Below are 15,233 nucleotides of genomic sequence, written 5' to 3'. Positions count from 1 at the left end.
GCCGTCGGCGCCCGCGCAAGGCGCCGATCCTACCCATCGTTTCCGCCTCGGAAGCCTTCCTATTCGAAAGTCTATATCTTTTCAATTCAAAAGCAAGCTTGGAGAGAACCGGCACCAATGAAAGTGATAATTTCTTAATTTTCATTCATATACAGATATTTAGATAATATCATCTTCCGATGATCGTTCGGAAAAGAAAAATGCCCTTTCGCATGAGAGTGGTTGTAACTTTCGAAAAAGAAAGATAATTTTACGTTGAACGGAGGAGCAGAAATGCAAACGATCATCGCTCTCGACGCAGGCGGAACCGCCGTCAAAGTCGCCGCCTACGATTTGCGGGGAAGAGAACTGGCGAGCGCCGGTGAGATCATAACGCCATCGCGCCCGAAGGCGGGTTATTGCGAACGCGATGCGGACGCCATGTGGCAGGTGCTTCGCTCGGGCGTTAAAACCGTCCTCGCGCGCGGCGGGATCAATCCGCGCGACGTTGCCGTCGTCGGCCTCACGGGCTTTGGCAACGGCCTTTTCCTCACCGATGGAAATGGCAACGCCGTTCGGCCCGCGATCCTCTCGTCCGACCAGCGCGCCGCCGGCATCGTCACGGAGTGGATGAAAGCCGGCAAGGGGTATGAACATATAGCCCTGACGCATCAGCGGCTGTGGGCGGGCAAACCGCTGCCGCTTCTCGCATGGCTGGAGCGGAACGAGCCCGAAACCATGGCTCGGGCGCGCAATGTCCTGCTTTGCAAGGATTTTCTGCGACTTCGTCTGACGGGAAAGGCGGGGCTGGAGGTAAGCGACGCGTCCTCCGGCAGCCTGATCGACCAGTCCGGTCGCAGCTTTACGCCCGCCGTCCTGCAACTGACGGAACTTTCGCATTTGAGCCATCTGTTCGGCGGCGAGTTCCATGAGCCGCTGTCGATCGCCGGCAAGGTGAGCGCTGCAGCCGCCCGGGAAACGGGCCTGCTCGAAGGCACGCCGGTCAGCGCCGGTTATGCCGACGGGCCTGCCATGCTTCTGGCACTGGGCATCGTCGACGATACGCGCCTCAACATCATCGCCGGCACCTGGGGGCTGAACCAGTTGATGGTCGACCGGCCCATGGCCGACGGGTCCATCCTTGCCAGCCTTCTCGGACCGCGCCCTGGCGAATATGTGCTCGTGGACGGCGGTTCGACGTCGGCAAGCATGTTCGAGTGGTTCGCAAGGGAGATCGTCGCAGGTCCGACGAAAAAGCAGCCGCCTGGGGATATTTACGAATGGTGCAACAATGTCGCCGCCGCGCTTCCGCCGGATGACCCTGCGGTCTATTTCCTGCCCTGGCTGAATGGACGGCTCGACCGGGCTGACGCCCGGGCTTGTTTCATCGGCCTCTCTTCGTGGCACAGCTTGCCGCATATGGTGCGCGCGGTCTTTGAAGGCGTCGCCATCGAGCACTGGCATCACACGACGAAGCTCTTGGCCAATCAATCCAAAGCGCCCGAGGCGATCCGTTTCGCCGGCGGCGCAGCCCGTAGTCCTGTCTGGCTCGATATATTCGCAAGCGTTTTCAACTTGCCGATCGAACTTTCGGAAGCGAAAGAACTCGGCGCCCTGGGCGCCGCCATCGTTGCCGCAACCGGGGCTGGCCTGTTTCCGGATCTCAAAGCCGCCACACGCGCAATGACCCGCGTGGAGAAGGTTATTCATCCGGACGCCAGCCTTGTTGATGTGTTTTCACGCAGGAAAGACGTTTACGCGCTTCTGCGCGAGCAACTGGATCCTGTCTGGGGTCGCTTGTGATATGGGTCGCATTGTCCCGGCGACGTAAAGCAGGCACATCGAGCGGCGCTTGCATGTCCCGCCGCTCGACAAAAGGCGCCGCCAGTATCGCAAATCAACCTTGCATCAATCCGGCAAGGCGGTGCCAGGCAAACCGAAGCTTGGACAAGAATTGCCGCGCGGCGGTTATGAGCGCGGTGCGCAGGGTTTCTTCGGCCTTGGCCGGCCCGATCGACACCACCACGACTTCCGAAGCCTTGCCGGCTTCCTTCAGCCGCAGCGCTTCCTCGACCGAGATTTCGTCGAACGGATTCATCGACATCTTCACGTTCGCAAGCTCGACGCCGGAGCCATCCGCCTTGACGCGGATCTTGACGTTGTAATCGACAACGCGCTTGACGGGGACCAGTAGTTTCCTCGCCTTCTCCTGGAATGATCAACAGAGTGTGCGGAAACGCTCGACCATCACGTCGAGAACCTCGCCGGGATCACGCTTCCACCAGTTATTTGCCGAGAATATCTCGACCTCGCAGGGGCCGGCATAACCGGCACCTTCGACGCCGGCGCGGATCGCCTTGAGATCGGCGACGCCGTCCCCCATCATGCCACGGTCAAGCAGCACGTCGTGCGTGTCGGCAAGCCAGTCGCAGAGGTGGTAGCCGAAGATCCGGTTTCCGGCGCGCTGCAACTGGGCATCGAGGTCGCTGTCCCACCAGATATGGTAGACATCGACAGCAACGCCGAGGTTCGTTGCCCCGATCGCCTCGCAGATATCGACGGCGTCCCGCAGCGTCGTCAGGCATGAGCGGTTCCCGGCATAGACGGGGTTCAGCGGCTCGAGCGCCAGCCTGACATTGCGTTCGGCCGCGTAAGGCGCGATCTCGGCGGCGCGGTCGGCGACGATCTTCAGGCTTTCGGACGTGCCCTTCATATCGGGGTGCACGCCGCCGACGACGATGGTCAGCACGGCGGCGCCGAGACCTGCCGCCATGTCGATCGAGGCTTTCGCACCATCGATGACAGTATGCCTGTTCGTTGCCTCGGTCCCGACGAGGAACGGTGTCCGGCACAGGCCGGCGACGGAAAGGCCCGCCGCCTTCACCCGCTCGCCGATCTCCACCGCCCGCGAACCGATCTCCCGCCGCCAGAAGACGATGGAGCCGAAGCCCCGCGCCGCGCAGGCGTCGACGATCCGCTCCGGCGACCAGCCTGCGCCGTGGCCGTCCAGATTGTGTCCGAGGCTCGCGGTGTTGAGTGCGAGCGAAGAATGGTCCGTCGATAAGTCGCGCATCGCCTATGCCCCATGGAGGGCGAGCAGCCTCTTCATGCGCTCGATCGCCCGTTCGGGATAACGCAGCAGGCCGCACTGGTCGGCCAGGCGGAAGGTCTCGACGAAATAGGGCAGCGGGCGCATGGCCTGCGCGCCGTTCAGCATGACGAAATGATCCTGGAAACCGTTCAACCAGGCGAGGAACACGACACCGGTCTTGTAATACTGGGTCGGCGCGCGGAAAATCAGCCGGGCGAGCGGCACGGTCGGATCGAGCGTGGCGCGGAAGCCGGCCTTGTCGCCCTCACCCAGCCGTTCGAGCGCATAGGCCGCAGCCGGCGCGAGCGGGTCGAAGATGCCGAGCAGCGCGTGCGAAAACCCTGCGCTGTCGCCTTCGATGAGTTCGGGGTAGTTGAAGTCGTCACCCGTATACATTTTCACGCCCGCCGGCAGGCGACGACGCATGACGATTTCCTTGTCCTTGTCGAGAAGGGAGATCTTGATCCCGTCCACCCTGGCCGCATTCGCCTCAATGACCGCGAGCGCCGTCTGCATGGCCGGGTCGAAATCGGTATTGCCCCAATAGCCGGCAAGCTGCGGATCGAACATGTCCCCCAGCCAGTGCAGGATCACCGGCTCGTCGCAGGCGGCAAGCACGTCGGAGTAGATGCCGATGTAATCTTCAGGCCGCTTGGCGACCCGCACCAGCGCGCGCGAGGCCATGAGGATGATGCGGCCGCCAAGCTTCTGGATGGCCGCTGCCTGCTCCAGATAGGCACGGCGAACATCGTCCAGGCTCGTGACGGTCGCGGGATCGAGATGATCCGTGCCGCAGCCATTGGCAACCAGCGCATCGGGCAGTTCCTCGCGGGTACGGCGGATCAGTTCCAGCGCGCCTGGCCAGTCGAGCCCCATGCCGCGCTGCGCCGTATCCATGGCTTCGGCGATGCCGAGGCCGAGGCCGGCGAGATAGCGGCGGAATTCCATCGTTTTCCCCCAGTCGACCGCGGCACGGCCGGAGGGATCGCTGGCCGTGAAAGGATCGGCGACGACATGGGCGGCGGAATAGACGACCCGCGCCGGGTTGGCGCCGAGCGTCGCCGCCGCGATCGGCGTTCCGGTCAGCGTGTAATCGGCAAGGCGGCCTACGGTATCGGGCAGGGCAATTTTCATGGGAAAACCTCAGAAGCGCGGGACGAGCATGCCGGCATCGGCCGGGATCGACAGACCGGTTGTGTAGGGAAGCCGCCCTGAAGCGAGGGAGGCGATCAGCGTGCCCACATCGTCTGCCGATCCGACACGCGGGAAAAGGGTCAGGCCCTGCTCCGCCCGTTCGCGATAGGTATCGATGACCGGCGCGGTCATCTCCGTCGCGATGAGACCGGGCTGGACGTCGTAGACCGCGATCTCCTCGCGCCCGAGGCGGACGGCGAGCGCCTTGGAAACCATCGCGGCGGCGGCTTTCGAGGCGCAATATTCCGTGCGCTGCTCGGCGACCGCAACGGCGTTCGACGAGGTGACGTTGACGATGGAATGGAACAGCGGCGCGCGCTGCCGTGACAGCAGGCGACGGGCAAAGGCCTGGCTGAGGAAGAACACGGCTTTCGCGTTGACATCGAAGCAGCGATCCCAGCTTTCTTCCGAGACGTCCAACATGTCGCCGCGCCTGAGAACGCCGACGCCGGCATTGTTGACGAGCGTCGTCAGCGGCCCCAGCCTTGCCTCGATGCCGGCAAGGGCGGCGTCATGCCCGTCGATCCGGGCCACGTCGAACGGCGCGGCCGCGGCCGGAACGCCGAGGGCCGCGATGCGCGCGACGGCCGCCGACAGTTCCGCATCCTCCGCCGGTCCGTTGACCGCGACGGCGAAACCCTGCCGTGCCAGAGCCTCTGCGGCGGCAAGACCGATGCCGCGCGAGGAGCCGGTGACGAGCGCGACCGGGCGGACGGGCGTGGCGCTCATGCCCGTGCGCCCTTCTTCAGAAGTTCGCGAGCGATGATCATGCGCTGGATCTGGTTCGTACCCTCGTAGATCTGCGTGATCTTGGCGTCGCGATAGAGCCGTTCGACCTCGAAGCCGCGGATATAACCGGAACCGCCGAAGACCTGCACGGCATCGGCCGTGCGCTGCACCGCCATGTCGCCGGCGAAGCATTTTGCGATGGAGCAGGCTTTCGTCGCATCCGCACCGCTGTCGATCTTCGAGGCGGCGGAGTGGACCAGCAGGCGGGCGGCCTCGATATCCTTCGCCATGTCGGCGAGCAGCCATTGCACACCCTGGAAATCGGCGATGGCCTTGCCGAACTGTTTTCGCGTGCCGGCATATTCAAGTGCGGCTTCAAGGCCAGCCTGTGCGATACCGACGGCCAGCGAGGCGATCCCCACACGGCCCTTGTCGAGCACCGACATCATCATATGGAAGCCGCGCCCTTCCGTGCCGAGCAGGGCATCGGCGGAAAGGCGCACATCGTTGAAGTTCAGCGCGCCGACCTGGCTGGCCCGCTGACCCATCTTGTGCTCCTTGGGGCCGCGCTCGATGCCTGTCGCATGCAGGTCGACGATGAAGATCGACATGCCGCGGTTTCCGGCTTCCCTGTCGGTGCGCGCCAGCACGAAGCCGAAATCGGCCACCGGTGCATTATGGATCCAGATCTTGCCGCCGTTCAGACGCCAACCGTCTCCGTCGCGCTCCGCCGTGGTGCGGATGCCGGAAACGTCAGTTCCTGCCTCCGGTTCCGTGATGCAATAGGCCACTTTCGATCGCGTAGAGAGGATGTCGGGCAGCATGGCCTGCTGACGTTCCGTGCCGTGCCGCACCAGCAGCGACGAGATGAGTTCGATCAGGCCGCACTGGTCGGCAACGGAAGCATAACCGCGGCTCACCTCCTCCATGACGACGGCATAGGTCAGCGTATCGAAGCCGGGGCCGCCGAGCGCTTCCGGCACTCCGATCCCGAAGAGCCCGAGCTTGCCCATCTCCGCATAGAGATCGGCCGGGAAGCTTTCTTCACGGTCCAGCTCTTCGGCAATCGGACGGATCATTTCATCGGCAAAGGTGCGCGCCATATCGCGCACCTGTTCTTGGGTTTGTGTGAGATACACCGGCAATCCTCCAATATAGTAACTATCTAGTTACATACATGCCGAATTATGCGGCCGTCAAGATGGAAAAATATCGAGGAGATGCGGAGGCGCTTGCGCAGGGGCTTCCCGCATGCATATTATGCACCAAATGGTTACTTATGGAGGAGAAACATGCAGCCAGGGCAAAAGCGCAAATTCGGGCGGACGGATCTGGAGGTGACCGCCTTCGGTTTCGGAACCGCGCCCCTCGGCAATATCTTCCGCGAGATAGACGAGGCGACGTCGGAAGCGATGTTTACGCGCGCCTGGGAGGCGGGCGTCCGTTTCGTCGACAGCGCGCCGATGTACGGCCATGGCCTTGCCGAGTTGCGCACCGGCCATGCGCTTCGCTGGAAGAAGCGGGACGATTTCGTTCTCGCCTCCAAGGTGGGCAGGCTGCTGCGCCCGGCAAAGCGCGAGACCATCGACTTCTCGCCATGGACGAACGCGGCCCCCTTCACCACGCATTTCGACTACAGCTACGATGGCACCATGCGCGCTTTCGAGGATAGCCTGCAGCGACTGGGGCTGGAGCGCATGGACATGTGTTTCATTCACGACATCGACGTCTTCACGCGCGGAAGTGAACAGCCGGAAGTGTTCGAGCAGGCAATGGACGGCGCATGGCGGGCGCTGGAGCGGCTGCGGTCGGAAAAGGTGGTGAAGGCGATCGGCGTCGGGGTCAATGAATGGGAAGTCTGCCATGAAGCTCTCACGCGGCGTGACTTCGACTGCTTCCTGCTGGCTGGCCGCTACACCCTGCTGGAACAGGAGGCGCTTGACAGCTTTCTTCCACTCTGCGAGGCGCGGGGCGCTGCCGTCGTCGTGGGCGGCGGTTTCAATTCGGGCATCCTCGCCACCGGAGCAAGGGAGGGCGCGAAGTACAACTATGCGCCGGCCCCGCGCGAAATCATGGAAAAGGTGGCGAAGATCGAGACCGTCTGCGCAGACCATGGCGTGCCGCTTGCCGCCGCGGCCCTGCAGTTCGTCGTCGCCCATCCGGCCGTCCCCTCCTTCATGGCGGGTACGCGCACAATGGAACAGCTCGACCAGAACCTTGCATGGTTCTCGCAGCCGATCCCGGCCGATTTCTGGGCGGATCTCAAGAAGAACGGCCTGCTGCGCGAGGACGCACCCGTCCCGGCCTGAAGCTCCGTCCACCCGCGCCGCCGGAAGCGGCGCGGGTGGAGATTCCTGTCCTGCGCATTTCCAGCAAAGCCGTCGCGCACATTTTCCGGACATGCTCTATCGGATCAGAATGGCCCGGAGTCGTTGGCATTCCCGTTGGACCGGCGACAACAGGGTCTCCCAGCCGCTGGAAAGCTGTCCAGCCATCGGTGCCGGCCGGCAAGGCAGATGGTCCGAGCCCAATTCCCGCAAACGCTGCATGCTCCCGCCCTCGACGAAGGCTGCCGCGAGTGGCGCGGCCCCTTGCCTGCACCGATAACGACGGTCCACCCGCGCGGTCGGGCCGCAAGACAAGCGCGGAGCGCCGTCCCCGGCCCCGCAACCTCGACTGCCGCATCGAAAAGATCGGCTACGAATTCTTTGCCGCCTGGTTTTGTATCCCACGTCCGACGGGCTCAATCATTGCCCGAAACGCGCCGGGCGCTTTTGCCGATAGGCCGCAAGCCCCTCCGCCAGATCCTCGGAAGAGACCGCTGCGGCGCCTGCAAGAGCTTCGACCACCCGCTCCCTTTCTTCGCCTTCGGCGGCGTTGACCAGCATCTTGGTGAGTTCCGTCGCACGGGGAGACCGCTGCAACACGCGCGCCGCGGCAACTTGCGCTGCCGCCGCGCCTTCGCCTGTCGCGACGATCCGATCCACCAGCCCGAGCGCGAGCGCCTCTTCGGAGGAAAACACCTCGCCGAACAGTGCCATGCGCCGGACAAGCTGCGTGCCAAAACGCCGCGAAGCCCGTTGCGTGCCCGACCAGCCGGGAATGATGCCGAGACCGGGTTCCGGCTGGCCGATCGTCACATGCGCCTCGGCGATGCGGAGATCCGCGCACGCCGCAAGTTCCAGCCCGCCGCCGAGCGCATGGCCGTTCAGCACCGCAATCAGCGGCACGGATAGCCGCGCCAGGGCATCGAAGGCGTCATGACCGTCCCGCAGCCAGCGGCGGGAGAAGCCCTCAGCGTCAAGCCGGCTCCACGCCTCGATATCGCCGCCGGCACAGAAGGACCTGCTGCCCTCGCCCGTCAGGATGGCCACGCGCGCCTGCGAACGCTCGATGGCGCGGCAGGCGTCGAACAATGCGTCCACCATGGCGTCGTCGAGCGCGTTCAGCTTTTCCGTGCGGCGAAGAGTGAGATGCGCGATCCGCTCCTCGACGCGAAGCTCGATGCGCGCATCGCTCAAAGCACGAGCCCCATCAGCTCGGCGCGGAAAAGCGCTTCGTCCATCGTCTTCAACGAACCGGAAACCCGCAGCGGCGTTGCCGCCTGATCGAGAACGTCGCGCTGGAGATCCAGGCCGGGGGCGATTTCGGTGATGACCAGCCCGTCCTCCTCCAGCCGGATGACGCAGCGCTCGGTGACATAGGTGATATCCTGCCCCTGCGCGCGGGCGCGCTTGCCGGAAAAGCTGACCTGATCCACCTTCGGCACGAACTTGGCGATGCGGCCTTCCTTGTCGATCACCAGCCGGCCGTCTTCGATGCGCATTTTCGCACCGGCATTAAAATTGCCGGAGAAGACGATCTTCTTGGCGCGCGAGGTGATATCCACGAAGCCGCCGGCGCCGGCGGTACGGTGTGGCGTCGCCGCCAGCCGACTGACATTGACCGAGCCCTCGGCATCGATCTCGAGGAAGGACAGCAGGGAGCAATCGAACGCGCCGGCCTGGAAATAACAGAACTGGTGCGGCGAGGCGACGAAGGCCTCGGCATTGGAGGCGCAGCCGAACTTGAAATCGAGCAGCGGCACACCGCCGACGGCGCCCTGTTCAATAACCCAGGTGATCTTGCCGTGCAGCCCTTCCTCGATGAGGATGCGCGGCACGTTGGCCGAGATGCCGAAGCCGATATTGACGGCCCAGTCCGCCTTCAGTTCCCGCGCAACCCGGCGTGCGATCACCTTGCCGATGTCGAGCGCCGGCAGGCGGAAGGTTTCGAGCGGCCGGAACAACTCTCCCGAAATCGCCGGATCGTATTGCGTCGCCGTCGTCTGCAACTGGTCGGGCGCCTCGACGATGACATCGACGAGAATGCCGGGAACGCGCACGTCATGCGGCCGGAAGGTGCCGTTGGCCGCCACCCGCTTGACCTGTGCGATCACCAGCCCGCCGGAATTGCGCGCGGCAAGAGCCATCTCCATCGCGCCCAGCGTCGCGCCCTCGTGTTCGAAGGTCAGGTTGCCGTTCTGGTCTGCGGTGGTTGCCCGGATGATCGCGACATCGGGGCGGATGGCCGGGAAGTGCAGCCAGTCCTCGCCTTCGAACTCCACGCGCTTGACAAGCGGCACGGCCCGGGCGCTGGCGTTCATGGCGCAGCCGTCCTGGTCCGGATCGACAAAGGTTTCCATGCCTACCTTGGTCAGCACGCCGGGACGTTTTGCCGCCCCTTCCCGCAGCATGTCGAAGACGATGCCGGAAGGCACGTTCCAGGCGGCAAGCTCCTCCTTCAAAATCATCTGCCAGACGAGCGGCGGCTCGGCATTGCTCGGCCCGGAGGGATAGGAGCCACCGATGATCTTCACCAGCATGCCGGGCTTGGCAATATGATCGACCCCGCGCGTGCCGAAGAAATCGCCCGCCGCAATGGGATGGACGGATGTGAGGCCGCGCGGATGGCCCTCGCGATCGAAGCGCTCGCCGAGCGCCTTCAGCACCGCGTCGGGGCAGCAGAGCCCGGACGACGAATTGACCGCCACGACCGCCCCATCTCCGACGAGCCTGGCCGCTTCCTCCGCAGTCTTCACCTTGCGCATCTCGATCTCCGTTTCCCATTGCATTAAGTAACTAACTAGTTATACATTAAACACGAACGGAGCGATCAGGCAAGTGCGATATTCATCGCTCGTGCAACGCTCGCACCACCCACCCAGGAGGGCGCATGACCATCTATTTCCAAGGGAGTTTCCAGCGTGGCTTCGGCACCTATCCGCTCAAGGGCGACGCGCTCCGCGCGGCTGCCCTCACAGCGATCGAGGCCGGCTATCGGGCCTTCGACACGGCGCAGATGTATGGCAACGAAGCGGAAACGGGCGCCGCGCTCGCGTCGAGCGGCATCGCACGCAACGATCTCTGCATCACCACCAAGGTGCATCCGGACAATTATTGCGAGGAAAAATTCCTGCCCTCCGTCGAAGCCAGCCTGAAGGCACTCCAGGTCGATCGTGTCGATGCGCTTCTGCTGCACTGGCCACCGGCGGACGGGGATGTCGCGCCCTCCCTGCGCCTGCTGCAATCGGCCAGGGAAAAAGGCCTTGCGGACGCCATCGGCGTCTCCAACTATACCGCGCGCATGATGCATGTGGCGCGCGCCGTGATCGATGAACCGCTCGTCACCAACCAGGTGGAGTTCCACCCCTTGGTGGACCAGCGCAAACTCCTCGCCGCGGCGTCGGAGACGGGAATCCCGCTCTCCTCCTACGCATCCATCGCCCGCGGCGAAGTGTTCAAGCATGGCCTGTTCGCCGAAATCGGCCGAACCTACGGCAAGTCCGCCGCGCAGGTGGTGCTGCGCTGGATCCTGCAGAAAGGCGTGCCGCTCAACACCATGTCGACGAAACCGGAGAATATCCGCGCGAATTTCGACATCATGGATTTCACGCTGTCCTCCATCGACATGGAGAGGATCGACGCCCTGAACGCCACCGGCTATCGCATCATCAAGGCGGGCCAACTGCCCTGGGCTCCCGAATGGGATTGACGCAAAAGGGCGGCCCGAGAGCCGCCCTTGTCATATTCGCATCCGTGGCGGTCAGGCATTGCCGCGGATCATATCCGAAGCCTTCTCCCCGATCATGATCGTCGCCGCATTGGTGTTGGATCCGACGAGGCTCGGCATCGTGGAACTGTCGCAGATCCGGATGCCGTCCAGGCCGCGGACGCGCAGTTGCGGATCGACCACCGACATCTCGTCCCGGCCCATCTTGCAGGTGCAGGTCGGATGATAGGATGTGCGACCGTACTGGCGCGTATAGGCGACGTAGTCTTCGTGCGTGCGCACATCGCGATCGGGAAAGCGCAGCGTCTTGATGTATTTCTGCAGGGACGGCTGGCTGAAGATTTCCTGGCTGATCTTCACGCCTTCGGCGGATATCCGCACGTCCTCGGGGTCTGCGAGGAAGTTCGGGTCGATGACCGGCAGGTCGCGCGGATCGGCCGAGCGCAAGGTCACGGTCCCGCGCGACTTCGGCCGGAGCGTGTAGGAGTTGAGCGTGATGCCGGACGCCCTCTTCGGCACGCTCGGCACGCCCGCCTCCGCTCCCGCGCCCGCCAGGAAGTGGAATTGCAGGTCGGGCGTCGGGCTCGTCCTGTCGCCGTACCAGAACGCTCCGCCCTCCACGACGTTGGAGGTGATCGGACCGGATCGGAAAAGCGCATACTGGATGCCCGCCCAGACGGACCAGTGCAGCCGGTTGTATTTGTCGAGGCTGTCGTGGTGCTTCAGTTCGGCGACGATGTCGACGCCGAAATGGTCCTGGAGGTTCCGGCCGACGCCGGCCATGTCCTGCACCACCTCGATGCCGTGGCTCCGCAGTACGTCAGCCGGCCCGACGCCGGAGAGCATCATCAGCTTCGGCGTCCCGATCGCGCCGGAGGTCAGAAGCACCTCGCTTTCCGCCCGCGCTGTCTTGCGCTGCCCGCCGACCTGATAGTCGACGCCCACCGCTCGGCGCCCCTGAAAGACGACGCGGAGCACAAGCGCGCCGGTAACGACCGTCAGGTTCGACCGCTTCAGAGCCGGACGCAGATAACCGACGGCGGCCGAGCAACGCCGGTTGTCGCGCGTCGTCGTCTGGTAGACGCCTGCCCCCTCCTGCACGGACCCGTTGAAGTCGGGATTATAGGGGATTCCGGCCTCCTGGCAGCTCTGCACGAAGGCCCGCGTCGTGCGCTGGGGCTCCGGGATGTTCGAGACGCCAAGCGGCCCATCCGTCCCGTGCCAGTCGCCGGAAAGGATCGAGTTTCCCTCCGAGCGCAGGAAATATTTCCGGACGTCGTTGAAGCCCCAGCCTTCCGCGCCTTCCTCGACCCATCGGTCATAATCGCCCGGAACACCGCGCGTGAAAATCTCCGCATTGATCGACGACCCGCCACCGAGCACCTTGGCCTGCGCATAGAGGATCTCGCGATTGTTCGCATGCTTCTGGGGTACGGTCTTCAGGCCCCAGGTCAGCGGACCCGTCGTCATCTTGGCGAAGCCGACGGGCATGTGGATGAGCGGATGGCTGTCGCGTCCGCCCGCCTCGATAAGGCAGACCCGGGCGGCCGGGTTCTCCGACAGCCGCGCCGCGAGCACGCATCCGGCGGAGCCGCCGCCGACGATCACATAATCATAGCTCGTCGACATCATGCGATCCAATGCGTGCGTTTGCCGATCTCGACGTGAACGGATTTCACCTGCGTGTATTCCTCCACGCCGTAGATGCCCGCCTCACGCCCCCAGCCGGACTGCTTGAAGCCGCCGAGCGGCATTTCGGGGCCACCCGCCATGATCGTGTTGACCCAGAAGCGCCCGGCCCGGACCCGGCGACTCACCGTCAACGCCTTGTCGATATTCTTCGTCCAGACGCTCGCCGCAAGACCGTAGACGGTGTCATTGGCCAGTTGGATGGCGTCTTCCACCGTATCGAAATGCATCGAGCACAGGACGGGGCCGAAAATCTCGTCGCGGGCGATCGCCATATCGCGGGAAACGCCGGAAAACAGCGTCGGCGCGATATACTGGCCACGGCCGAGATCGACCGCCCCGCCGCCGGTCAGCAACGTCGCGCCGTCCGCCTTGCCTCTGGCAATGTAGTCAAGGATCGTGGCGTTCTGCGCTTCGGTGGTGATTGCCCCGACCTGCGTTGCCCCATCGAGCGGGTCGCCGACGCGGATCTTCTTCATCTTCTCGACCAGCAGCTTTTCGAATTCCGCGGCGACGGAGCGCTCGACGATCAGGCGCGAAGACGAGACGCAGCACTGTCCTGTATTGAAGCTGATACCAAAGGCCGCGCCGTCGGCCGCGTCCTCCAGGTCGGAATCGGCAAACACGATGATCGGATTCTTGCCGCCGAGTTCCAGTCCGAGTTTCTTGAAATTGCTGTCGGCGGCGGCGTGGACGCAGGAGCGGCCGACCGCCGTCGAGCCGGTGAAGGAGAGCATGTCGACATCGGGATGTTCCGAAAGCGCCTGGCCGATCACGCGGCCGGAGCCGGTGATGACGTTATAGACGCCGGCCGGAAGCCCCGCTTCCGTCAGCACCTCGGCGAGAAGCAACGTCGTGGCGGAGGTCACTTCCGACGGCTTCACCACCATCGTGCAGCCGGACGCCAGAATGAACGGCACGCGCTCGCACAGGATCAGGAACGGGAAGTTCCAGGGCGTGATGAGACCGACGACGCCGATCGGCTCGCGCAGCACCATGCCGAAGAGATCGTCGCCGAGCGAGTTGAAGCTGTCGCCGTGCAGCATGCGCGCCGCACCGGCGCCGACCTCGAAGCAGGCGATGCAATGATCGATCTCGCCGCGCGCCTGGGCGATCGGCTTGCCGTTTTCCAGCGCCTCCCAATAGGCGATCTCGTCGCGGCGGCGGCGCAGGATCTCGGCTGCACGCAGCAGGACGCCGCCACGCCCCGCGCCGGAGAGACCGGACCAGCGGCGATCCTCGAAGGCATTCCGCGCGGCGCAGACGGCGGCGTTGAGATCATCGACGGAGCATCGCACGGTGCGCGTGACGGGCGTGCCGTGACCGGGCGAAGCGCGCTCGAAGTGCTCGCCTCCCTCCCGCCATTGTCCGTCGACGAAGAAGCCGAAGGTGCGCGCCGCGGTCGGGGGCGAAAGGAACGGGTTGTTCTGGTCCATCTGATACCTCCACTTCGAGTATTTACGCCGCGATGGCGATTTGTGTCTTCAGGTCCCGCGGCCGGTCGCCGAGGGTTTCGAAAGCGTCCTGGATATTTTCCAGGCAATAGCTTGCCTTGGTGAAATCGGCCGTGCGGAAACGGCCGTGCGAAAGCAGGGTCAGGGCGTCGTGCATGTCCTCGCCCATGCCGGCGACGGACCCTTTGAGGCTTCCCTCCTCCAGCACCGTCTTGAGGATATCGACAGGCACGGTCTCGCCCGGCGGCGTGATGCCGAAGAAGGCGACATGGCCGCCGCGACGCGCCAGGCCGAATGCCTGCCCGTAGAGCTTTCGATTGCCGACGCTCTCGATGACGAGATCGGCCCCGCGCCCGCCGGTCATTCTCCGCACGGTCGGTTCGAGTTCGGCAGGGACGGACACCGCCGCGTCCGCTCCTGCTTCGATGGCCATCCGGCAGCGATCGGCGGAAAGATCGGCGACGATGATCGGCGCGGCGCCGACAAGCCGCATCATCTGCACATGCAGGTTGCCGATCGGGCCGGCGCCGAAAATAACCACGGATTGGCCAAACCCGACCTGCGCCTTGCGCGCCGCGCGAACCACGCAGGCGACCGGCTCGGTGAGTGCAAGCACGTCGTCGGCGATATCGGCGACGACGGGGATCGCCAAGCGGGCGGGAACTGCAACGAATTCGGCGAAGGCGCCGTCGCGGCCGATACCGACCTGGGTGACTTCGGCGCAATTCAGCACTTCGTTGCGCCGGCACCAGAAGCACGTTCCACAGCCGATATTGATGTCGACGACGACGCGGGCGCCGACTGCCGGATGCCGCACGTTGCACCCCCATTCTGCAATCGTCCCGCAGAATTCATGGCCGGGAACCAGCGGCAGCCGATCGGCGGCATAGTGGCCGTTGAAGATATGAATGTCCGTACCGCAAATGCCCGTGCGCGCCACCTGCACCAGAACGTCTTCCGGACCGATGGCCGGCACAGGAACCTGACGGATCTCGAAGCGTTTCGGTGCAGTCAGGACGGCGGCGCGCATGGTGTTCATGGTCCCG

Annotated in this window: 12 protein-coding genes and 1 pseudogene; 3 read left to right on the top strand and 10 right to left on the bottom strand. The window is 64.3% G+C overall.

Features of this window, described 5'->3' with window-relative positions; translation table 11 throughout:
* Nucleotides 1–273: 273 nt before the first annotated feature.
* Nucleotides 274–1,782, top strand: a complete 1,509-nt coding sequence (locus DEM27_RS18100; RefSeq protein WP_109459655.1) for an FGGY-family carbohydrate kinase — start codon at nt 274–276, stop codon at nt 1,780–1,782.
* A gap of 157 nt (nt 1,783–1,939) precedes the next feature.
* Here the strand turns inward: DEM27_RS18100 and DEM27_RS18095 are convergent.
* From DEM27_RS18095 to DEM27_RS18075, 5 genes and pseudogenes are all read right to left on the bottom strand, one after another.
* Nucleotides 1,940–2,170 (bottom strand): annotated as a pseudogene (locus tag DEM27_RS18095) (electron transfer flavoprotein subunit beta/FixA family protein); the annotation flags it as partial.
* A 27-nt stretch (nt 2,171–2,197) separates the two neighbouring features.
* Nucleotides 2,198–3,052, bottom strand: a complete 855-nt coding sequence (locus DEM27_RS18090; RefSeq protein ID WP_109459654.1) for a sugar phosphate isomerase/epimerase family protein — start codon at nt 3,050–3,052, stop codon at nt 2,198–2,200.
* Nucleotides 3,053–3,055: 3 nt separating this feature from the next.
* The gene (locus DEM27_RS18085) at nt 3,056–4,204 is read right to left on the bottom strand and encodes a dihydrodipicolinate synthase family protein (protein ID WP_109459653.1); all 1,149 of its coding nucleotides are present in this window, start codon (nt 4,202–4,204) and stop codon (nt 3,056–3,058) included.
* A gap of 9 nt (nt 4,205–4,213) precedes the next feature.
* The gene (locus tag DEM27_RS18080) at nt 4,214–4,993 is read right to left on the bottom strand and encodes a 3-ketoacyl-ACP reductase (RefSeq protein ID WP_109459652.1); all 780 of its coding nucleotides are present in this window, start codon (nt 4,991–4,993) and stop codon (nt 4,214–4,216) included.
* Nucleotides 4,990–6,132 carry an acyl-CoA dehydrogenase family protein gene (locus DEM27_RS18075; RefSeq protein WP_109459651.1) on the bottom strand — a complete coding sequence of 381 codons (1,143 nt, stop codon included), beginning with the start codon at nt 6,130–6,132 and terminating at the stop codon, nt 4,990–4,992. Before DEM27_RS18075 ends, DEM27_RS18080 begins: the two co-directional genes overlap by 4 nt.
* A 153-nt stretch (nt 6,133–6,285) precedes the next feature.
* On the opposite strand from DEM27_RS18075, the gene DEM27_RS18070 reads away from it, so the two are divergent.
* Nucleotides 6,286–7,302 (top strand): aldo/keto reductase, encoded by a 1,017-nt coding sequence (locus DEM27_RS18070; RefSeq protein WP_109459650.1) that lies wholly within the window; start codon nt 6,286–6,288, stop codon nt 7,300–7,302.
* A gap of 438 nt (nt 7,303–7,740) precedes the next feature.
* On the opposite strand, the gene DEM27_RS18065 is transcribed toward DEM27_RS18070, so the two are convergent.
* The gene (locus DEM27_RS18065; RefSeq protein ID WP_109459649.1) at nt 7,741–8,514 is read right to left on the bottom strand and encodes an enoyl-CoA hydratase/isomerase family protein; all 774 of its coding nucleotides are present in this window, start codon (nt 8,512–8,514) and stop codon (nt 7,741–7,743) included.
* The gene (locus DEM27_RS18060; RefSeq protein ID WP_109459648.1) at nt 8,511–10,082 is read right to left on the bottom strand and encodes an acyl CoA:acetate/3-ketoacid CoA transferase; all 1,572 of its coding nucleotides are present in this window, start codon (nt 10,080–10,082) and stop codon (nt 8,511–8,513) included. Before DEM27_RS18060 ends, DEM27_RS18065 begins: the two co-directional genes overlap by 4 nt.
* Nucleotides 10,083–10,207: 125 nt before the next feature.
* Between DEM27_RS18060 and DEM27_RS18055 the strand changes: the two genes are divergently transcribed.
* A complete protein-coding gene (locus DEM27_RS18055; RefSeq protein ID WP_109459647.1) occupies nt 10,208–11,026 on the top strand; it encodes an aldo/keto reductase in 819 nt (272 codons plus the stop codon).
* A gap of 51 nt (nt 11,027–11,077) precedes the next feature.
* On the opposite strand, the gene DEM27_RS18050 is transcribed toward DEM27_RS18055, so the two are convergent.
* From DEM27_RS18050 to DEM27_RS18040, 3 genes are read right to left on the bottom strand one after another with little or no spacing between them, the layout of a single operon-like run.
* Nucleotides 11,078–12,673, bottom strand: a complete 1,596-nt coding sequence (locus DEM27_RS18050; protein ID WP_109459780.1) for a GMC family oxidoreductase — start codon at nt 12,671–12,673, stop codon at nt 11,078–11,080.
* Nucleotides 12,673–14,169 (bottom strand): aldehyde dehydrogenase family protein, encoded by a 1,497-nt coding sequence (locus DEM27_RS18045; protein WP_109459646.1) that lies wholly within the window; start codon nt 14,167–14,169, stop codon nt 12,673–12,675. Before DEM27_RS18045 ends, DEM27_RS18050 begins: the two co-directional genes overlap by 1 nt.
* Before the next feature lie 22 nt (nt 14,170–14,191).
* Complete coding sequence (locus tag DEM27_RS18040) at nt 14,192–15,226, bottom strand: zinc-dependent alcohol dehydrogenase (RefSeq protein WP_109459645.1); 1,035 nt, start codon at nt 15,224–15,226, stop codon at nt 14,192–14,194.
* Between the last annotated feature and the right edge of the window lie 7 nt (nt 15,227–15,233).

The organism is Rhizobium album, assembly GCF_003122325.1.
Taxonomy (GTDB): Bacteria; Pseudomonadota; Alphaproteobacteria; order Rhizobiales; family Rhizobiaceae; genus Metarhizobium; species Metarhizobium album.
The sequence above is the reverse complement of the archived record's forward strand: the minus strand, read 5'-3'. Positions and strand labels throughout refer to the sequence as shown.

Coding starts and splice junctions, on each gene's coding strand:
- DEM27_RS18080 (WP_109459652.1), bottom strand. CDS start 4,993: ATGAGCGCCACGCCCGTCCGCCCGGTCGCGCTCGTCACCGGCTCCTCG.
- DEM27_RS18085 (WP_109459653.1), bottom strand. CDS start 4,204: ATGAAAATTGCCCTGCCCGATACCGTAGGCCGCCTTGCCGATTACACG.
- DEM27_RS18045 (WP_109459646.1), bottom strand. CDS start 14,169: ATGGACCAGAACAACCCGTTCCTTTCGCCCCCGACCGCGGCGCGCACC.
- DEM27_RS18050 (WP_109459780.1), bottom strand. CDS start 12,673: ATGTCGACGAGCTATGATTATGTGATCGTCGGCGGCGGCTCCGCCGGA.
- DEM27_RS18055 (WP_109459647.1), top strand. CDS start 10,208: ATGACCATCTATTTCCAAGGGAGTTTCCAGCGTGGCTTCGGCACCTAT.
- DEM27_RS18040 (WP_109459645.1), bottom strand. CDS start 15,226: ATGAACACCATGCGCGCCGCCGTCCTGACTGCACCGAAACGCTTCGAG.
- DEM27_RS18060 (WP_109459648.1), bottom strand. CDS start 10,082: ATGCGCAAGGTGAAGACTGCGGAGGAAGCGGCCAGGCTCGTCGGAGAT.
- DEM27_RS18100 (WP_109459655.1), top strand. CDS start 274: ATGCAAACGATCATCGCTCTCGACGCAGGCGGAACCGCCGTCAAAGTC.
- DEM27_RS18070 (WP_109459650.1), top strand. CDS start 6,286: ATGCAGCCAGGGCAAAAGCGCAAATTCGGGCGGACGGATCTGGAGGTG.
- DEM27_RS18090 (WP_109459654.1), bottom strand. CDS start 3,052: ATGCGCGACTTATCGACGGACCATTCTTCGCTCGCACTCAACACCGCG.